Origin of the sequence: Caballeronia calidae (assembly GCF_900044055.2) — a bacterium.
Classification (GTDB): Bacteria; Pseudomonadota; Gammaproteobacteria; order Burkholderiales; family Burkholderiaceae; genus Caballeronia; species Caballeronia calidae.
Window position 1 is genome coordinate 228,577 of sequence record NZ_FCOX02000005.1, and the last position, 16,582, is coordinate 245,158.

A 16,582-nucleotide genomic window follows, 5' to 3' on the forward strand; every position below is an offset into this window, starting at 1 on the left:
GAATCCCATGATCAACCGCACACTCAACCGGAGTGCATCCGATGAATCAGACAGCGCATAACGTCGAGACGAGCAGCCTTTACAACGAGGACCTGGCGCCGACCGGCCCTGCGCAGCGCACCTGGAAGTGGTATCACTTCGCGGCGTTGTGGGTCGGCATGGTGATGAACATCGCTTCATACATGCTGGCCGCGGGCCTCACCGATCAGGGCATGTCGCCGTGGCAGGCGGTGATGACGGTTCTGCTCGGCAACGTGATCGTGCTCGTGCCGATGCTGCTGATCGGTCATGCGGGCGCGAAGCATGGCATTCCGTACGCGGTGCTCGTGCGCTCGTCGTTCGGCACGCAGGGCGCGAAGCTGCCCGCGCTGCTGCGCGCGATCGTCGCGTGCGGCTGGTACGGCATTCAGACGTGGCTGGGCGGGAGCGCGATCTATACGCTTTTGAACATCCTCACGGGCAATGCATTGCATGGCGCGGCGTTGCCGCTGCTCGACATTTCGCTCGGGCAGCTCGCGTGTTTTCTCGTCTTCTGGGCGCTGCAGCTTTACTTCATCTGGCACGGCACCGATTCGATCCGCTGGCTCGAAAGCTGGTCCGCGCCGATCAAGGTCGTGATGTGCGTCGCGCTCGTGTGGTGGGCGACGACGAAGGCGGGTGGCATCGGCTCGATGCTTTCGGCGCCGTCGCAATTCGTCGCGGGCGGCAAGAAGGAGGGGCTTTTCTGGGCGACGTTCTGGCCGGGCCTTACCGCGATGGTCGGCTTCTGGGCGACGCTCGCGCTCAACATTCCCGACTTCACACGCTTTGCCCGCTCGCAGCGCGATCAGATGATCGGGCAATCGATCGGCCTGCCGGTGCCGATGGCGTTGCTCTCCGTGATCTCGGTCGTCGTCACGTCGGCGACGGTCGTGATTTACGGCAAGGCGATCTGGGACCCGATCGATCTGACGAGCCGCATGACGGGCATCGGCGTGGGCATCGCGCTTTTGATTCTTACGCTCGATACGATGTGCTGCAATCTCGCGGCCAACCTCGTGGGGCCGGCGTACGACTTTTCGAGCCTCTGGCCGAAGGGCATCTCCTATCGCGCGGGCGGGATGATTACGGCGACCATCGCCATCGTCATGATGCCGTGGAAGATTCTCGCGACCACGCAGGGGTATATCTTTACGTGGCTCGTCGGTTATTCGGCGTTGCTCGGGCCTGTCGCGGGCATCATGATGGTGGATTACTTCTTCATCCGCGGCACGCGGCTCGATCATCGTGAGCTTTTTGCCGAAGACGGTGAGTATTCGTATAGCGGTGGCTGGAATGTTGCAGCGGTCGTGGCGCTGCTCGTCGGCGTGTTGCCTAATCTGCCTGGATTTCTGCATACGGCGTTTCCGTCGTCGTTTCCTGGCGTGCCTGCTTTCTTCAATACGCTCTATACGTATGCGTGGTTCGTGGGGCTCGTGCTCGCCGCTGTCGTTTATGGGTCTTGGATGAAGTTGCGGGGGAGCCCTCGGGCGGGGGTTTTGAGTGCTTGAATTTTGCTTTCGCTTTTGCTTTCGTGGAATCCTGTTTTCGCGTCGGTCTATTAGCGTTGCCCCTGTGCGGGGCGGCAGTCACTTTCTTTGCTGCTGCAAAGAAAGTAACCAAAGAAACAGCTATCCCCAGCCTAAGCACTTCAGGCCGGCCGCGGCACAGAAGATAGCAAGTGGTCCGGCAGTAGCGAGTGCCCTCATAGGTCTAACCGGGCTTGGATCGCGCACGGTCTGACAAGCTAGTTGTTTAAGGGCGCTGGTTCAGCACCAAATAGCTCCGGCACAGCGCTACGCGCTGCCGCTGGGGATGCGAGGGAAACCAACGGAAAGCAGATGTAGTGAGATAGAAGCGTTAGCAAAGAAGCGCGCGCATTCCCGATGGACCGGTCGGCCGCGAAGCGGGCCGGAGCTATTTGGCGCCTTACCAGTCAGTTGAGTGGTGCGATGTGACAGACCGTGCGCGATCCAAGCCCGGGGAGTTTTGTGAGGGCACTCGCTACTGCCGGACCACGAGAGTGCTTCTGTGCCGGGGCCGGCATGAAGTACTTTGGATGGGGAAAGCTGTTTCTTTGGTTACTTTCTTTGCAGCAGCAAAGAAAGTGACTGCCGCCCCGCATAGGGGCAACGCAAATAGACCGACACGAATACAGGATTCCGCGAAAGCGAAAGCGAAAGCAAACAACCGGAGGGACACTTCAATGCCAACATTGATCCGCGGCGGCACCATCATCGACGCTGACCGCACATATCGCGCCGATGTACTCTGTGCAGACCCGCAAGCCGGCGGCACCATCCTGGCCATAGGCCCCGACATAGAAGCCCCCTCCGATGCGCAAACCATCGACGCCGGCGGCCAGTACGTGATGCCCGGCGGCATCGATCCGCACACGCACATGGAACTGCCCTTCATGGGCACAACCGCGAGCGACGACTTCCATACGGGCACCGCGGCGGGTCTGTCGGGTGGCACGACGAGCATCATCGACTTCGTCATCCCGAGCCCGAAACAGCCGTTGATGGATGCGTTCAAGGAATGGCGCGGCTGGGCGGAAAAGGCATCGGCGGACTATGGCTTCCATGTGGCTGTGACGTGGTGGGACGAGTCCGTGCATCGCGACATGGGCCTGCTCGTGCACGAGCACGGGGTGTCGAGCTTCAAGCACTTCATGGCCTACAAGAACGCAATCATGGCCGACGACGAAGTGCTCGTGAACAGTTTCACGCGCTCGCTCGAACTCGGCGCGTTGCCGACCGTGCACGCGGAGAACGGTGAACTCGTCTTTCAGTTGCAGAAGCAACTATTGGCCAAAGGCTTCAAAGGACCGGAGGCGCATCCATTGTCGCGTCCGCCCGAAGTGGAAGGCGAGGCGGCCAATCGCGCGATTCGCATCGCCCAGGTGCTCGGCGTGCCGCTCTACATCGTGCATGTGTCGGCGAAAGATGCGGTCGATGTCATCGCGAAAGCACGCAACGACGGACTGCGCGTGTTCGGCGAAGTGCTGCCGGGGCATCTCGTGATCGATGAATCGGTTTATCGCGATCCCGACTGGACGCGCGCCGCGGCGCACGTGATGAGCCCGCCGTTTCGCACGAGCGAGCATCGCGAGGCGTTGTGGCGCGGGCTGCAATCGGGTCAACTGCACACGACGGCGACCGATCATTGCGTGTTCTGCGCGTCACAGAAGGCGATGGGCCGCGAAGACTTCACGAAGATCCCGAACGGCTGCGGCGGCGTCGAGGATCGCATGTCGGTGCTGTGGCATCACGGCGTCAACATGGGCCGTCTCACGCCGAACGAGTTCGTGCGCGTGACCTCGACCAATGCCGCGCAGATCTTCAATCTCTATCCGCGCAAGGGCGCGGTGCAGGTGGGCGCGGACGCCGATCTCGTCGTCTGGGATCCGAACGCGACGCGCACGATTTCCGTGAAGACGCACCATCAGCAGGTCGATTTCAACGTGTTCGAAGGCATGACGGTGCAGGGCGTCGCGACGCACACGCTCACGCGCGGCGCGCTTGCGTGGGCGAACGGCGATCTGCGCGCGGTGCGTGGCGCAGGGCAGTATCTGAAGCGTCCGCCGAACGCGTCGTACTTCGAGGCGGCGCGCGTCGCCAACAAGCTGAAGGAGCCGCATCCGGTGAATCGCGCCGAAGCCGCATGATTCGCGTTCGGTGACAAAGCCCCGCGTCCCTGCGACGCGGGGCTTTGTCGCGTTTCGGGCGCTTTCACACGCTTGCAAGCATAATCCGGCAGGCTGTCTGTCTTTGCGCCACCGGATCATGCCGATGAAAATCACCAAGCTACTCCGCTGCTTCGTTGCGCTCGGCGCACTCTCGCTGCCGCTCACCTGCGCGGCCAATCCGAACGCGCTGTGGGAGATCGTCCACGACTTTTGCGAGCCCGCGGCCGAGGGCGCGCACGTTCGGCAGAAATGCGCCGATGTGAATCTCTCCGGCGGCTATGCGGTGCTGAAGGATATCGTCGGCGTCGCGCAATATCTGCTGATTCCGACGGCGCGCGTGAGCGGCATCGAAAGTCCGGAGCTGCTCGAGCCGAACGCGCCGAACTACTTTCGCGATGCATGGAACGCGCGCGTCTACGTGAATCGCGCGCTGCGTCGCACGCTGCCGCGCGATGAAGTTTCGCTTGCCATCAATTCCGCGAGCGGGCGCACGCAGAACCAGCTGCACATTCATATCGATTGCCTCGCGCCCGATGTCGTGCGAGCGCTGCGTGAAGTGGGGCCGGGCATCGGCAGGGAGTGGGCGCCGTTGCCGGTGAGATTGCGCGGGCATATGTACAGCGCCATGCGAATCGACGACGCCGATCTCGCGCACACCGATCCCTTCAAGCTCATCGCGCCCTACGCCGCAAGCCGCGGCCAGACGATGGGCGAACAGACGCTGCTGCTAGCGGGCGCGGTGCGCAGCGACGGCGCGCCCGCGTTCTATCTCCTCAATGATCACGTTCAGCCGGGCAACTGGGCGTCGTCGGAAGAGCTGCAGGATCACACGTGTTCGTTGGCCGATCGGTCTATAGAAAAACCGTGACGGTCGCAGAAGAATGAAGTGGCTGGAATGGTTCGGAGTTCGGATCAAATGGTCCGCAATTCGGAACTTTCTAGTCTTGTCACTTCTACTTCTGGGAACCACAATGAATGCGCTTCGAGATTACGTTTGACCCGTTGAAGGACGCGATCAATCGCATCCAGCATGGCGTGTCGCTCGGCCTTGCGAGCGAGATCGCCTGGCACGATCTCTTGCCGAAGGTGGATGGTCGTCGAGATTATGGAGAGGTTCGCGAAGTCGGCTTTGTGCGAATTCGTGGCCGTGTTTTCTGCGTGGTGTTCACGCGAAGAAACGAAATGCGGCGCATCATCAGCCTGCGCCGCGCCAACAAAAGAGAGATACATCGATATGCAACAAACGTATAAAGGGTTCATCCTTCCCACGGCTGAGGAAGAAGCCGAGATCCAGCGGGGCATCGAACTCGACCCGGACACCTGGAATCTCTCCTACGAAGAGTTCGAGCAATTGACACCAGTCGTCCTCCCGATGAGCGAGCCGGCCGGAGCGTTGCCGCCCGCAACATGACCGCTCAACTCGCGCCGCGCGTGCCTACCCGATGCACAAACACCCGCGGCGCAATCCCCTCGACACGCGCTTCCGGCATCACGCGCTTCAACGTGCGCAGCGTGAACGCGAGGTCTTCGCTGGCCGTGTCGATTTCGAGCCGCAGCTCGCAGCCTTCGCGTTGTGCCTGACTCACATAAATGCCGAGCGGCGAGTGAAACAGCGCGCGTATGCGCTCGCGTGATGCTTCGCCGTCCGCGAAATGCGCCAGCGCCATGATGCGCACGCGCTGACACGCGCCAATCCCTTCATCATGTAAGTTTCTGCGGCTGGCAGCCCACGCAAGCGACATGTCCATGACCGTTGCTCCATCACGTTTCCCTTGTGTAGAAGCATAGGCCGGCTTTCGTCAACGTCACGCAAAGAGAGGTTCGCGACGTGTAAAAAACGTATCAATCGAAGCCCTGAAACACGGCATCGTCCGGGCCGATGGACGCAGGCGATTTCCACGCCGCGTCGCGCATCGAATGGCGCACCTGATGTTCGACGCCGAGCAGCACCGCGAAAATCGCCATGCGCACCGCGATGCCATTGTCGGTCTGGCGGAAGATGGCGAGGCGCGAGTCGTGGTTCAGATCGGTCGCGAGATCGTTCGCGCCGGGGCGGCTGTCGCGCGGCAGCGGATGCATGATGAGCGTGTCGCGTCCGCACACATCGTCGACGAGCGCCTGATTGATCTGAAAATCGGGCGTATAGCCTTCGATGGACTCATCGGCGAAACGCTCCTTCTGAATGCGCGTCGCATAGACCACGTCCGCGCCCGCGAGGCCCGCGCGCAGGTCGCTCGTCTGCTCGATCACATGATCGCCGCGCGCGAGGCGGTCGACGATATGCGCCGGCATTTCCAGCGAGCGGGGCGACACGAGCGTGAATTTCAGCCCTTTGTAAAGCGAAAGCAGCTTGGCGAGCGAATGCACGGTGCGGCCGTACCTGAGATCGCCGACCATCGCGATATGCGCGCCGTCGACGATCTTCCCGAGACGCGAGAATTCGCGCTGAATCGTGTAGAGATCGAGCAGCGCCTGGCTCGGATGCTCGCCGGGGCCGTCGCCCGCGTTGATGACTGGAATATTCGTCGCCCGCGCGAATTCGGCGACCGAGCCTTGCTCCGGATGACGCACGACGATCGCATCCGCGTAGCCGCTGATCACGCGGCTTGTGTCGTAGATCGACTCGCCCTTGGCCATCGACGAGAACGTAAAGCCGGTCGTGTCGCACACCGAGCCGCCCAGCCGCGCGAACGCCGCGCCGAAGCTCACGCGCGTGCGCGTGCTGGCCTCGAAAAACAGATTGGCAAGCACGGCGCCTTCCAGAACGCGCGTGATCTTCTTGCGCCGCGCGATGGGCTGCATCATGTCCGCCGTGCGGAACAGTGCTTCGGCGGACTCGCGCGAGAACTGGTCGATCGAAAGCAGTTGCGGCCGGCCCTCGAATTCGATTGTCGGGTATGCGCTTTGCGTATATGCGCCGTTCTCCGGCATACCCGCGAGAATTTCGCCGACGTAGCGCGCGGCGATTTCCGGCATTGCACGCGATTCCGGCGATTCGTCCGGCAGCAGCCATGTGTCGAGCGCGCGGCGCGACACGCCGATGCGCGACGCGAACGCATCGCGCGTCATGTTCAGGCGCCGCATGGCGTCGCGAAGAATCGTCTGCTGCTGATGCTGCTCGTGCTGTGGACTCACGTCACCGCTCCAAAATATACGCGGTGCGTATATTAGGTCACTCGCCGATCAGATGCAAGACGAGTTCGCGCTGATGCTGCGCCGTCCGATGCTCGAACACATAAATGCCCTGCCACGTGCCGAGCACCATGCGGCCGGCCTCGACGGGAATGGAAAGCTGCACGGTGGTGAGCGCGGTGCGCAGGTGCGCGGGCATGTCGTCCGGGCCTTCGGTGTCGTGCACGTAGCGGCCGGGGGCTTCGGGCGCGACCGACTCGAAATAGCGCTCGAGGTCCGCGCGCACGTCGGGATCGGCGTTCTCCTGAATCAGCAGCGATGCCGACGTGTGCCGGCAAAAGAGCGTGAGTACGCCGGTGCGGATGTCCTGAAGATCGATCCAGTGATCGATGTCGCGGGTGACTTCGTGCAGGCCGCGCGAACCTGTCGCGACCGTCAGATGGTGGAGTGCCTGTTTCATGTCGGCCTCTGCGTGGAAAGTGGGCGCCACTTCGTGAGTTTACCGGCTTCCCGGCCCGCCGATTCGTTCCGGTTCCATGAACTATCCTGTCTGGACGACGGCTCGACGAAAGGCGCGAACGATGACCGACAGGCTTTCGAACAGGCAAACGGCCTGCGCAATGCTCATCGCCGTGGCGATCGCGTTTCCGGCCGCGACCCGCGCCGACGACACGCGCGAGAACCGCGGCAACGATCCTTTCCTGCACGTGTCGAGCGCCATCGCGGGCTGCGAAGCGCCGCGCGGCCCGTTCGAGACGGAGCAGGAATGGCTCGACGAGGCGCATTACCGCATCGAACGCGGCAATAGCTGCTGGATCGCGGGCCGCTGCCGTCTCGCGAACAGCTACAGCTACGACAAGGAGATCGCCGAAAGCGTCACGCGGCGGCTCAATGCGCTGAACGCGTCGCTGCAGTGGCGCGAGAAGACGAGCCTGTGGCTCACGCTGCAGCGCCGCTTCATCTATCTCGACGGCTGCGTGTCGCGCGATTTCGACAAGGCGCGCTTCGTGTCCGCGCTCGGCGAGACGGCCGATGTCGAAAAAGTCATCGACCGCACGACACGGCGGCCGTGATTGCGTAATTGGCCTAATCTAAAAGAGAGACCAAACACGAGGAGCCGCGGCGCACGCGTGCCGCTGGTTTTCGCCGATGAGAACGAACCTCGCTGACTGGCTGTGGCGTCGCACTCGACGTGCGCTGCGCGTGCTGTTGCTGCTGGCGTTCGCGCTCATGCCGATGCGTGCCGCCACCGGCGCGGCCGCGCCGGCCGTCGTGATCCCGCTGAAAGGCGCGATCGGCCCGGCGAGCGCGGATTTCGTCGTGCGCTCGCTCGCCCGCGCCGCCGACGACCACGCGCAACTCGCCATCCTCGAACTCGACACGCCCGGCGGACTCGATCTCTCGATGCGCTCGATCATCCAGGCGATCCTCGCCTCGCCGGTGCCGGTGGCCGTGTTCATCGCGCCCGCGGGTGCGCGCGCGGCGAGCGCGGGAACGTACATCACGTACGCGAGCCACATCGCGGCAATGGCGCCCGGCACGAACCTCGGCGCGGCATCGCCGGTGCAGCTCGGCATGGGCGGAACGGAGCGCGAGCCGGGCGCGGGCAAGGCCGCATCGGGCACCGACACGCAATCGACCGAGACGAGAAAGCAGATGCAGGACGCCGCCGCCTACATACGCGGCCTCGCGCAATTGCGCGGACGCAACGTGCAATGGGGCGAGCGCGCGGTGCGCGAGGCGGTCGCGCTGTCGGCGACGGAAGCGCTGGAGCAGAAAGTCATCGACCTGACCGCCAACGACGTTCCCGATCTGCTCGCGAAGCTCGACGGCCGTCACGTGACGACCGCGAGCGGCGCGCACGTGCTCGCGACGAAGAACGCGCCGGTCGTGGTGCTGCAACCGGACTGGCGCAGCCGCTTTCTCGCGACGATCACCGACCCGAGCGTCGCGCTCATCCTGATGATGATCGGCATGTACGGGCTCTTCTTCGAGTTCGCGAATCCGGGCATGGTGCTGCCGGGCGTCGCGGGCGCGATCTGTCTGCTCGTCGGATTGTTCGCGCTGCAACTCCTGCCGATCAATTTCGTCGGACTGGGATTGATCGTGCTCGGTCTCGGCTTTCTCGTCGCGGAGATGTTTCTGCCGACGTTCGGCTCGCTCGGCATCGGCGGGGTCATCGCGTTCGCGATCGGCGCGCTCATGCTGATCGATACCGATGTGCCCGGCTTCGGCATTCCGGTCGGTCTCGTCATCGGTCTTGCGCTCTTCACGGCGCTGTTCGTGTTCACCGTGTCGGGCGTCGCGTTGAAGGCGCGCAGGCGGCCTGTCGTGAGCGGCGGCGAAGCGATGCTCGGCAGCATCGGCGTGATGTTGACGCACGAGCCCGGCAGCGGCTGGGCGCGCGTGCAGGGCGAACGATGGCGCGTGCAGGCTGCCGCGCCGCGAGCGTTGCCGCCGGAAGGCGCGCGCGTGCGCGTGATTTCGCGTCACGGCCTCACGCTGACCGTCGAGCCGATCGAAGACGCACGCGAGACTCCTGAACACATCCACGACGAGGCTTGAAAAATGGGGCTTACATTCGGTTTCAGCGGCATCCTGATCGCGCTCTTCATTTTCCTCGTGGCGTCGGCGGTGCGCATCTTCCGCGAGTACGAGCGCGGTGTCGTGTTCATGCTCGGGCGCTTCTGGAAAGTGAAGGGTCCGGGCCTCGTGCTCATCATTCCGATCGTGCAGCAGGTCGTGCGCATGGACTTGCGCACCGTCGTGTTCGACGTGCCGCCGCAGGACGTCATCACGCGCGACAACGTGTCGGTGAAGGTGAACGCGGTCGTGTACTTTCGCGTCGTCGATCCGGAGAAGGCGGTGATCCAGGTCGCGCGCTTTCTCGAAGCGACGAGCCAGCTTTCGCAAACCACGCTACGCGCGATTCTCGGCAAGCACGAGCTCGACGAGCTGCTGTCCGAGCGCGAGCGCCTGAACAGCGACATCCAGCGCGTGCTCGATTCGCAGACGGATGCATGGGGCATCAAGGTATCGAACGTGGAGATCAAGGACGTCGACATCAACGAGACGATGATCCGCGCGATCGCCCGCCAGGCCGAAGCCGAGCGCGAGCGCCGCGCGAAGATCATTCATGCGGAAGGCGAGTTGCAGGCGTCCGAGAAGCTGCTGCAGGCGGCGCAGATGCTCTCGCAGCAACCGCAGGCGATGCAGCTGCGCTATCTGCAGACGTTGACGACGATCGCCGGCGACAAGAATTCGACGATCGTCTTTCCGGTTCCGGTCGATATCGTTTCCGCTGTCATCGACCGCTTCACGAAGGCTTAAACGAGCTTCGGAAAGTCGAGCGTCGTATCGTTCACGCGGTTCACGAGGTTCGTGAAGTTGATGACGCTCATCGCGAACAGCGTGTCGACGACCTGTGCTTCCGAGTAGCCCGCTTCACGCACTTCGTTCAGACGCGAAGCGTCGATCGTGCCGGTCGAACCCGCGACATGCCGCACGAAGCGCACGAGCGCGTCGCGCTTCGCATTGCCGGTCGCTTCGCCCGCGCGGATCTGTTGCGTTTCCTTTTGCGAGAGCCCGACCATCTTGCCGACGACCGTATGCGCGGCGGCACAGTAATCACAACCCGCGAGTTCGCTGACGGCGAGCTTGATCGCTTCGACATCGGCCTTGTCGAGGCTGCTCTTCGCGAGGATCGCATCGCCGTTGAGCGCGGCGCCGAGCGCGGCCGGGCTATGCGTGCCGATGGTCGCATAGGCGTTCGGCACTTTGCCCGCGGCCTTCTTGATCGCGGCGAACAGATCGGCGGTCGCGCCCGTGGCTTCGTTGACGTTGACTTGGGAAAGACGTGACATGGTGTGCTCCTTCGTTCAGTGGTTGGCCATCTCGATGGCATGGGTGAACTTTAGGCGCGCGCCTGTCTCGCGTGAATGCTCGCGCGGCTCGTAAAACCGCGCGATCGTCTCAACGTGCGTATGCCGCGTCTTCGTGCCATGATCGTGGCTCCCGGCACGCATCACGCATACACGCGCATATGGACTATCTGACGAGCCTGAAGGTGTTTTGCACGGTGGTCGAAGCGAAGAGCTTCGCGCGTGCGGCCGACATACTCGGCTTGTCGCCGCCGGTCGTATCGCGCGCGATCGCGGGTCTGGAAGAGCGGCTCGGCAGCCGGCTCTTCAATCGCACGACGCGGCAGATCTCGTTGACGGAGACCGCGGAGCGCTTCTTCGCCGACTGCTCGCGCCTGCTCGACGAACTCCAGGCGATGGAAGAGCGCGCATCGAACCGCGCGAGCGAGGCAACGGGCCTGCTGCGGCTCGTGTCGCACACGACCGTGATGATGAGCCGCTATGCGCCGCTCGTCGCGAGCTTCAGGCGCGTGCACCCGCACGTGCGTCTCGACGTGACGCTGACCGAGCGGCCCGTCGATCTCGTCGGCGAAGGCTACGATCTCGCGATCGTGCTGCCCTTCATGCTCTCCACCGATACCGCCGTCACGCGCCTGCTCGAAACCATTCCGCTCGTGCTCGTCGCGAGTCCCGCGTATCTCGCGCAGCGTCCCGCGCCGCGCCATCCGTCCGAACTCGTCGATCATCAGTTCGTCCCGATGTCGCCGTCGATCCGCAAACCCGCGCTGACGTTTCGCATCGGCGGGGAGGAACTGCGCGTGCCGCTCAATCACGACATCGCGTCGAACAGCGCGGTGTTCAATCGGGAGATGGTGCTGCAGGGCTTCGGCATCGGGGTGTTGCCGACCGTGCTCGTCGCGCATGAAGTGGCGGCGGGGCGGCTCGTCACGCTGCTCGACGCCTATGAGCGCGTCGATGCGAGCATCGAGATCCGCATCGCCTACAGCACGCGCGCGCTGCTGCCGGCGAAGGTGCGCGCGTTCATCGAGCATGCGGCGCGCTTCTGTGCAGACGAAGGCGCCCCGCGAAACTAAGTCCGAGCCTTGTCCCGCAAGGCTCAGCGCGATTCTTTCCGCCAGCGGTTTTCATTCGTGTGTTGCGTGAGTGTTGACTTGGTGCATATGCACAACTAGTCTTCCGGGCTATGACGGGCGACGCATTCGCCCTTTCCTCACTTCAAATTGTGCATATGCACTATAATCGCAGATGACGACTCCTACGACGGAACTACCTTCGGTGGCGGCGCCGGCCCTCGCGCGGCCGGCGCGCCGGATTCCCTGGATGCTGCTCGCGCTCGGACTGGTCGGGCTCGCGCTGATCGCCGCGGCGAGCTACTGGGCGCTGGTGCTGCGCTTCGTTCAGACCACCGACGATGCCTATGTCGGCGGCGATGTCACCGTGCTCGCGCCGAAGGTGAACGGCTTCGTCACCGATGTGCTCGTGCAGGACAACCAGCGCGTGAAGGCGGGGCAGGTGCTGATCGCTCTCGATTCGCGCGACTACGACGCGCGCCTCGCGCAAGCGGACGCCGAATTGTCCAGCGCGCGGGCGGCGGTGATCGAGTGGCAGGCGAAGGATGCGTTGCAGGCGGCCGTGATCAATCAGCAGCAGGCGGAAGTGCGGGCTTCGGCGGCGGAGTTGACGCGCAGCGGGCAGGACCGATCGCGCTATCGCGAGCTCGTCAAGGACGATGCGGTGTCGAACCAGATCGTCGAGCGTGCCGATGCGGACTACACGAAGGCGCAGGCGGCGGTGGATCGCAGCGGCGCATCGCTCGTCGCGGCGAAGCGCCAGTTGAGCGTGATCGAAGCGCAGATCGCGGATGCGCAGGCGCGCGTCGCGACGGCCGAAGCGGCGCGCCGCGTCGCGGAGCTGAACGTCGAGTACACGACGATCCGCTCGCCCGTCGATGGCTACGTCGGCAATCGCACGGCCCGTGTGGGCGTGCTCGCGAACGTGGGCACGTCGCTGCTCACCATCGTTCCGTCGACGGGCCTCTGGGTCGATGCGAACTTCAAGGAAGATCAGCTGAAGAAGATGCGCGCGGGCGACGAAGCCGACGTCGAGCTCGATGCATCGAGCGTGCCGCTCACGGGTCACGTCGAAAGCCTCGCACCCGCGACCGGCGCCACTTTCAGCGTGCTGCCCGCCGAGAACGCGACGGGCAACTTCACGAAGATCGTGCAGCGCGTGCCCGTGCGCATCCGTCTCGATGTGCCGAAGGGCATGGAATCCGTGCTGCGTCCGGGCCTTTCCGCGACGGTCAAGGTTCATATCGGCAAGCGGTCGAACGGCTGAGGAGCGGGGCGATGACTCATTCCGTTCACTTCGATCCCGCGCAACAGCCGATCAGACAGCGCGTGTTCGCATTCGCGCTGATGTGCCTCGGCTTCTTCATGGCGACGCTCGATATCCAGATTGTGGCTTCGTCGCTGAAGGATATCGGCGGCGGATTGTCCGCGAGTCAGGACGAGTTGTCCTGGGTGCAGACGTCCTATCTGATCGCGGAGATTCTCGTCATTCCGATGTCGGGCTGGCTCTCCAAAGTATTCTCCACGCGCTGGCTTTTCGTCGCGTCGGCGGTCGGCTTCACGGTCACGAGCATGTTGTGCGGCATGGCGTGGGACATCGATTCGATGATCCTCTTTCGCGGCCTGCAAGGCGCGCTCGGCGCCGCCATGATCCCCACCGTGTTCACGACTGCCTTCGTGCTGTTCCCCGGCAAGCAGCGATTGATTGCATCGACAACTATCGGCGCGCTGGCTTCGCTCGCGCCCGCGGTCGGGCCGGTCATCGGCGGCTGGATCACCGATCAGTGGTCGTGGCACTGGCTCTTTTATCTGAACGTGGTGCCGGGTCTCGCCGTCGCGTTGCTCGTGCCGAAGTATGTGCATATCGACGAGCCCGATCTCGCGCTGCTGAAGAAGGGCGATTATCTCGGCATCGCGCTGATGTCGGGCTTTCTCGGCTGTCTGGAATACGTGCTGGAGGAAGGTCCGCGCAAGAACTGGTTCGGCGATGACGTGATCGTCGTGTGCACGTGGATTTCCGCGATCTGCGGCTTTCTCTTTCTCGTGCATGCGTTCACGGCGAAGGACCCGGTCGTCGATCTGCGCGCGCTCGCGGTGCGCAACTTCGCGATAGGCAGTCTGCTGTCGTTCGTGACGGGCATCGGCATCTTCGTTTCGGTGTTCCTGACGCCGGTGTTTCTCGCCCGCGTGCGCGGCTTCGATTCGCTGCATACGGGGCTCGCGCTGCTTTCCGTCGGCTGTTTCCAGTTGCTTTCGATAGGCGTGTACGGCTTCGCTTCGCGCTTCATCGACATGCGCGTGCTGCTCGCATTCGGTCTCGTCTGCTTCGGCGCGGGCTGTTACTTCTACACGCCGCTCACGCACGACTGGGGCTGGCAGCAATTCCTGCTGCCGCAGGCGTTGCGCGGCATCGGCCAGCAATTCGCGGTGCCGCCCATCGTCACGATGGCGCTCGGTTCGCTGCCGCCGTCGCGGCTCAAATCGGCGAGCGGGCTGTTCAATCTGATGCGCAATCTCGGCGGGGCCATTGGCATCGCGGTGAGCGCGACCATGCTCAACGATCGTCTCAACCTGCATTACCTGCGCCTGAACGAGAACGTGACGATCGGCCGGCCTGTCATCGACGATCTGCTCGCGCGCTCGTCGGCGCATCTTGCAGCCGTCGCGGGCGATGCGCTGGATGCGTCGCAAGCGGGTCTCGCATCGCTGCATGCGCTCGTGATGCGCGAGGCGCTCGTGCTGACCTTCGCCGATTGCTTTTACGTGCTCGCGCTGTGCTTTCTCTTCGGCCTTATGACGGTGATGTTCGCGAAGCCGATCACGAGCGCGCCGCCTTCGTCCGATGCGCATTGAACCAGGCCTTATCCGGATACTTCGATCATGAAGAAACTTTTCGCCGACATACTTGCAGGTGTGACATTGCTGGCGCTTGCCGCGTGCGCGGTGCAGCCCGCCACGCACGCCGATCTTCCCGCGACGGTCAACGCGACCGCGCCCGCGGACTGGAGCGTCGATGCGCCGAGACAGGCCGTCGATCCCACGGCGTGGTGGAATCAGTTCAACGACCCTGTGATGCATGAACTCGTCGCGTCGGTGCTCAATGACAACCTCGACGTTCAGGCGGCCGTCGAGCGCGTGAAGCAGGCGCAGGCGCTCACGACGCAACGACGCGCCGCGCTCCTGCCGCAACTCGACGCGGGCGCAGGCGGATCGTACTCGCGTCAGAACACGCCGCCGCCGCTCGGCTATGTGAAGCAGGCGGGCTTCGGCCTGACGCTCAGCTGGACGCCGGACGTGTTCGGCGGCGAGCGTCTGGAGTTGCTGGCATCGCAGGCGCAGCTCGTCGGCCGTGAACATGCGGCGGATCAGATCAGGCTCGCGCTCGCCGCCGACACGGCCGCCGCGTATGTCGATCTGCGCTGGGCGCAAGCCGAGCTGAAGATCCTGCAAGACAACCGGGAGATTCGCGAGCGCGCGTTGAGGCTCACGCAACGCCGCCTGCAATATGGCTTGTCGACGAAGCTCGATGTCGCGCGCGCGCAGAACCAGTTGAGCGATCTGCTGTCGCGCATCCCGCGCACGCAGGCGACGATCCAGCATCAGCTGAGCCTGATCGCGGTGTACTCGGGCCGCACGCCGGAGTCCATCGACAAGCTGATGCTCGCGAATGCGGGCACGGCGCCCGTCATTCCGGTGCCCGCGAACGGCGCGCCGCAGATGCTGCCTTCCGAAGCCTTATTGCGCCGCCCGGACGTGCTCGTTGCCTATGCGACCGTGCAGCAGCGCGCGGCGGAAGTCGGCGTCGCGCGTGCGGAGCGCTATCCGAAGTTCTCGCTGCGTTTGTCGGATGGCTTGCTGGCGTCGTCGTATCTCGGCTTGCCGACGCTCACCGACAACCTCTTTTCCGCCGCGCTCAACGCGACGAGCCCGATCTTCAACGCGGGCCGCATCACGGCGGAGATCGAGCAGAACGAGAGCAAGCTGCGCGAGTCGGAGCTGCATCTGCGTCAGACGATGCTCGAAGCGCTGAAGGATGTCGAGGATACGCGCAGCGATCTCGTCAGCACGACCGAATCGACGGCGCGTTTGACCGATGCCCTCGCGGCATCGGATCAATCGCTCACGTTGTCGACGCAGTTGTACAAGGGCGGCGCGGCGAGCTTTCTCGATGTGCTCGACGCGCAGCAATCCTATCTGCGCGACGCCGATGCGCTCAATCAGTCGAAGCGTGAGCATGCGCTCGCGGCGGTGGCGCTTTATCGCTCGCTGGGCGGTGGATGGAGCACGGCCGGCGATGACGATGTGATCAGGACGGCCAGCAATAAAGCGGAGGCGACGAAATGAGCCTGATCGAAGAAACCGCCGCCGGACTCGACGGTCTCGCGCAACTGCGCAAGCTGATCGCGTGCGGGCGCAAGCCGGGCATACTCGTGTCGCTCGATTTCGATTTCATCGAGGTCGAAGCGGGCAGGGCGGTGTTCGCGGGCGTGCCCGGCGATCACGCGTATAACCCGATCGGCACGGTGCACGGCGGTTATGCCGCGACCTTGCTCGATTCCGCGTGCGGATGCGCGGTGCATTCGTGCCTCACCGCGACGCAGGCGTATACGACGCTCGAACTGAAGGTCGCGTATCACAAGGCCGCCACGCGCGATTCGGGTTTGCTGAAGGCGGAAGGGCGCGTGCTGTCGATCGGACGTCGCGCCGCATTCGCCGAAGCGACGCTCAAGGATATGAGCGGGCGATTGTTCGCATCGGCGACATCGACGTTGCTCGTCATGGAGCGATAA

17 protein-coding genes are annotated in these 16,582 nt (G+C 63.7%); 13 read left to right on the top strand and 4 right to left on the bottom strand.

Features of this window, described 5'->3' with window-relative positions:
• Positions 1-41: 41 nt before the first annotated feature.
• From AWB78_RS07855 to AWB78_RS46365, 5 genes are all read left to right on the top strand, one after another.
• On the top strand, positions 42-1,529 hold the full coding sequence (locus AWB78_RS07855; protein WP_062603880.1) for an NCS1 family nucleobase:cation symporter-1: 1,488 nt from the start codon (positions 42-44) through the stop codon (positions 1,527-1,529).
• Between the two features lie 695 nt (positions 1,530-2,224).
• On the top strand, positions 2,225-3,688 hold the full coding sequence (gene hydA / locus AWB78_RS07860) for a dihydropyrimidinase (protein ID WP_062603882.1): 1,464 nt from the start codon (positions 2,225-2,227) through the stop codon (positions 3,686-3,688).
• Positions 3,689-3,812: 124 nt separating this feature from the next.
• On the top strand, positions 3,813-4,577 hold the full coding sequence (locus AWB78_RS07865; protein WP_232477635.1) for a CDP-diacylglycerol diphosphatase: 765 nt from the start codon (positions 3,813-3,815) through the stop codon (positions 4,575-4,577).
• Between the two features lie 107 nt (positions 4,578-4,684).
• Positions 4,685-4,960, top strand: a complete 276-nt coding sequence (locus AWB78_RS43340) for a BrnT family toxin (RefSeq protein ID WP_074173411.1) — start codon at positions 4,685-4,687, stop codon at positions 4,958-4,960.
• Entirely contained in the window at positions 4,944-5,120 is a 177-nt protein-coding gene (locus AWB78_RS46365; protein WP_157697435.1) for a hypothetical protein, read from the top strand. The genes AWB78_RS43340 and AWB78_RS46365 overlap by 17 nt, the downstream gene beginning before the upstream one ends.
• A gap of 4 nt (positions 5,121-5,124) precedes the next feature.
• Here AWB78_RS46365 and AWB78_RS07875 read toward each other — a convergent pair whose 3' ends face one another.
• From AWB78_RS07875 to AWB78_RS07885, 3 genes are all read right to left on the bottom strand, one after another.
• Complete coding sequence (locus AWB78_RS07875) at positions 5,125-5,457, bottom strand: hypothetical protein (RefSeq protein ID WP_062603888.1); 333 nt, start codon at positions 5,455-5,457, stop codon at positions 5,125-5,127.
• A 94-nt stretch (positions 5,458-5,551) separates the two neighbouring features.
• On the bottom strand, positions 5,552-6,793 hold the full coding sequence (locus AWB78_RS07880) for an aspartate carbamoyltransferase (protein ID WP_062604031.1): 1,242 nt from the start codon (positions 6,791-6,793) through the stop codon (positions 5,552-5,554).
• Positions 6,794-6,881: 88 nt separating this feature from the next.
• A complete protein-coding gene (locus tag AWB78_RS07885; RefSeq protein ID WP_062603890.1) occupies positions 6,882-7,301 on the bottom strand; it encodes a secondary thiamine-phosphate synthase enzyme YjbQ in 420 nt (139 codons plus the stop codon).
• A gap of 121 nt (positions 7,302-7,422) precedes the next feature.
• Between AWB78_RS07885 and AWB78_RS07890 the strand changes: the two genes are divergently transcribed.
• The 3 genes from AWB78_RS07890 (at position 7,423) to AWB78_RS07900 (ending at position 10,171) form a co-directional block, all read left to right on the top strand.
• Positions 7,423-7,914, top strand: coding sequence for a hypothetical protein (locus AWB78_RS07890; protein ID WP_062603891.1), 492 nt, complete (start codon positions 7,423-7,425; stop codon positions 7,912-7,914).
• Positions 7,915-7,990: 76 nt separating this feature from the next.
• Positions 7,991-9,406, top strand: a complete 1,416-nt coding sequence (locus AWB78_RS07895) for an NfeD family protein (protein WP_062603893.1) — start codon at positions 7,991-7,993, stop codon at positions 9,404-9,406.
• Positions 9,407-9,409: 3 nt separating this feature from the next.
• Positions 9,410-10,171 (top strand): slipin family protein, encoded by a 762-nt coding sequence (locus AWB78_RS07900; protein ID WP_062603895.1) that lies wholly within the window; start codon positions 9,410-9,412, stop codon positions 10,169-10,171.
• Here the strand turns inward: AWB78_RS07900 and AWB78_RS07905 are convergent.
• The gene (locus AWB78_RS07905; RefSeq protein ID WP_062603897.1) at positions 10,168-10,704 is read right to left on the bottom strand and encodes a carboxymuconolactone decarboxylase family protein; all 537 of its coding nucleotides are present in this window, start codon (positions 10,702-10,704) and stop codon (positions 10,168-10,170) included. The two genes, AWB78_RS07900 and AWB78_RS07905, sit on opposite strands and share 4 nt — an antisense overlap.
• Before the next feature lie 179 nt (positions 10,705-10,883).
• Between AWB78_RS07905 and AWB78_RS07910 the strand changes: the two genes are divergently transcribed.
• The 5 genes from AWB78_RS07910 to AWB78_RS07930 all read left to right on the top strand — a co-directional run bounded on the left by AWB78_RS07910 (position 10,884) and on the right by AWB78_RS07930 (position 16,582).
• Entirely contained in the window at positions 10,884-11,795 is a 912-nt protein-coding gene (locus tag AWB78_RS07910) for a LysR family transcriptional regulator (protein WP_062603899.1), read from the top strand.
• Between the two features lie 172 nt (positions 11,796-11,967).
• On the top strand, positions 11,968-13,059 hold the full coding sequence (locus AWB78_RS07915) for an HlyD family secretion protein (RefSeq protein ID WP_062603901.1): 1,092 nt from the start codon (positions 11,968-11,970) through the stop codon (positions 13,057-13,059).
• A gap of 11 nt (positions 13,060-13,070) precedes the next feature.
• On the top strand, positions 13,071-14,645 hold the full coding sequence (locus AWB78_RS07920) for a DHA2 family efflux MFS transporter permease subunit (RefSeq protein ID WP_062603903.1): 1,575 nt from the start codon (positions 13,071-13,073) through the stop codon (positions 14,643-14,645).
• 27 nt (positions 14,646-14,672) lie between these two features.
• Positions 14,673-16,136: an efflux transporter outer membrane subunit gene (locus AWB78_RS07925; RefSeq protein WP_062603905.1), complete on the top strand. Its 1,464-nt coding sequence runs from the start codon at positions 14,673-14,675 to the stop codon at positions 16,134-16,136.
• Complete coding sequence (locus tag AWB78_RS07930) at positions 16,133-16,582, top strand: PaaI family thioesterase (protein WP_062603906.1); 450 nt, start codon at positions 16,133-16,135, stop codon at positions 16,580-16,582. The genes AWB78_RS07925 and AWB78_RS07930 overlap by 4 nt, the downstream gene beginning before the upstream one ends.

What these genes read in the sequence shown, in the direction of transcription:
- AWB78_RS07855 (WP_062603880.1), top strand. Translation starts at nt 42, where the DNA reads ATGAATCAGACAGCGCATAACGTCGAGACGAGCAGCCTTTACAACGAG.
- hydA (WP_062603882.1), top strand. Translation starts at nt 2,225, where the DNA reads ATGCCAACATTGATCCGCGGCGGCACCATCATCGACGCTGACCGCACA.
- AWB78_RS07865 (WP_232477635.1), top strand. Translation starts at nt 3,813, where the DNA reads ATGAAAATCACCAAGCTACTCCGCTGCTTCGTTGCGCTCGGCGCACTC.
- AWB78_RS43340 (WP_074173411.1), top strand. Translation starts at nt 4,685, where the DNA reads ATGCGCTTCGAGATTACGTTTGACCCGTTGAAGGACGCGATCAATCGC.
- AWB78_RS46365 (WP_157697435.1), top strand. Translation starts at nt 4,944, where the DNA reads ATGCAACAAACGTATAAAGGGTTCATCCTTCCCACGGCTGAGGAAGAA.
- AWB78_RS07875 (WP_062603888.1), bottom strand. Translation starts at nt 5,457, where the DNA reads ATGGACATGTCGCTTGCGTGGGCTGCCAGCCGCAGAAACTTACATGAT.
- AWB78_RS07880 (WP_062604031.1), bottom strand. Translation starts at nt 6,793, where the DNA reads ATGCGGCGCCTGAACATGACGCGCGATGCGTTCGCGTCGCGCATCGGC.
- AWB78_RS07885 (WP_062603890.1), bottom strand. Translation starts at nt 7,301, where the DNA reads ATGAAACAGGCACTCCACCATCTGACGGTCGCGACAGGTTCGCGCGGC.
- AWB78_RS07890 (WP_062603891.1), top strand. Translation starts at nt 7,423, where the DNA reads ATGACCGACAGGCTTTCGAACAGGCAAACGGCCTGCGCAATGCTCATC.
- AWB78_RS07895 (WP_062603893.1), top strand. Translation starts at nt 7,991, where the DNA reads ATGAGAACGAACCTCGCTGACTGGCTGTGGCGTCGCACTCGACGTGCG.
- AWB78_RS07900 (WP_062603895.1), top strand. Translation starts at nt 9,410, where the DNA reads ATGGGGCTTACATTCGGTTTCAGCGGCATCCTGATCGCGCTCTTCATT.
- AWB78_RS07905 (WP_062603897.1), bottom strand. Translation starts at nt 10,704, where the DNA reads ATGTCACGTCTTTCCCAAGTCAACGTCAACGAAGCCACGGGCGCGACC.
- AWB78_RS07910 (WP_062603899.1), top strand. Translation starts at nt 10,884, where the DNA reads ATGGACTATCTGACGAGCCTGAAGGTGTTTTGCACGGTGGTCGAAGCG.
- AWB78_RS07915 (WP_062603901.1), top strand. Translation starts at nt 11,968, where the DNA reads ATGACGACTCCTACGACGGAACTACCTTCGGTGGCGGCGCCGGCCCTC.
- AWB78_RS07920 (WP_062603903.1), top strand. Translation starts at nt 13,071, where the DNA reads ATGACTCATTCCGTTCACTTCGATCCCGCGCAACAGCCGATCAGACAG.
- AWB78_RS07925 (WP_062603905.1), top strand. Translation starts at nt 14,673, where the DNA reads ATGAAGAAACTTTTCGCCGACATACTTGCAGGTGTGACATTGCTGGCG.
- AWB78_RS07930 (WP_062603906.1), top strand. Translation starts at nt 16,133, where the DNA reads ATGAGCCTGATCGAAGAAACCGCCGCCGGACTCGACGGTCTCGCGCAA.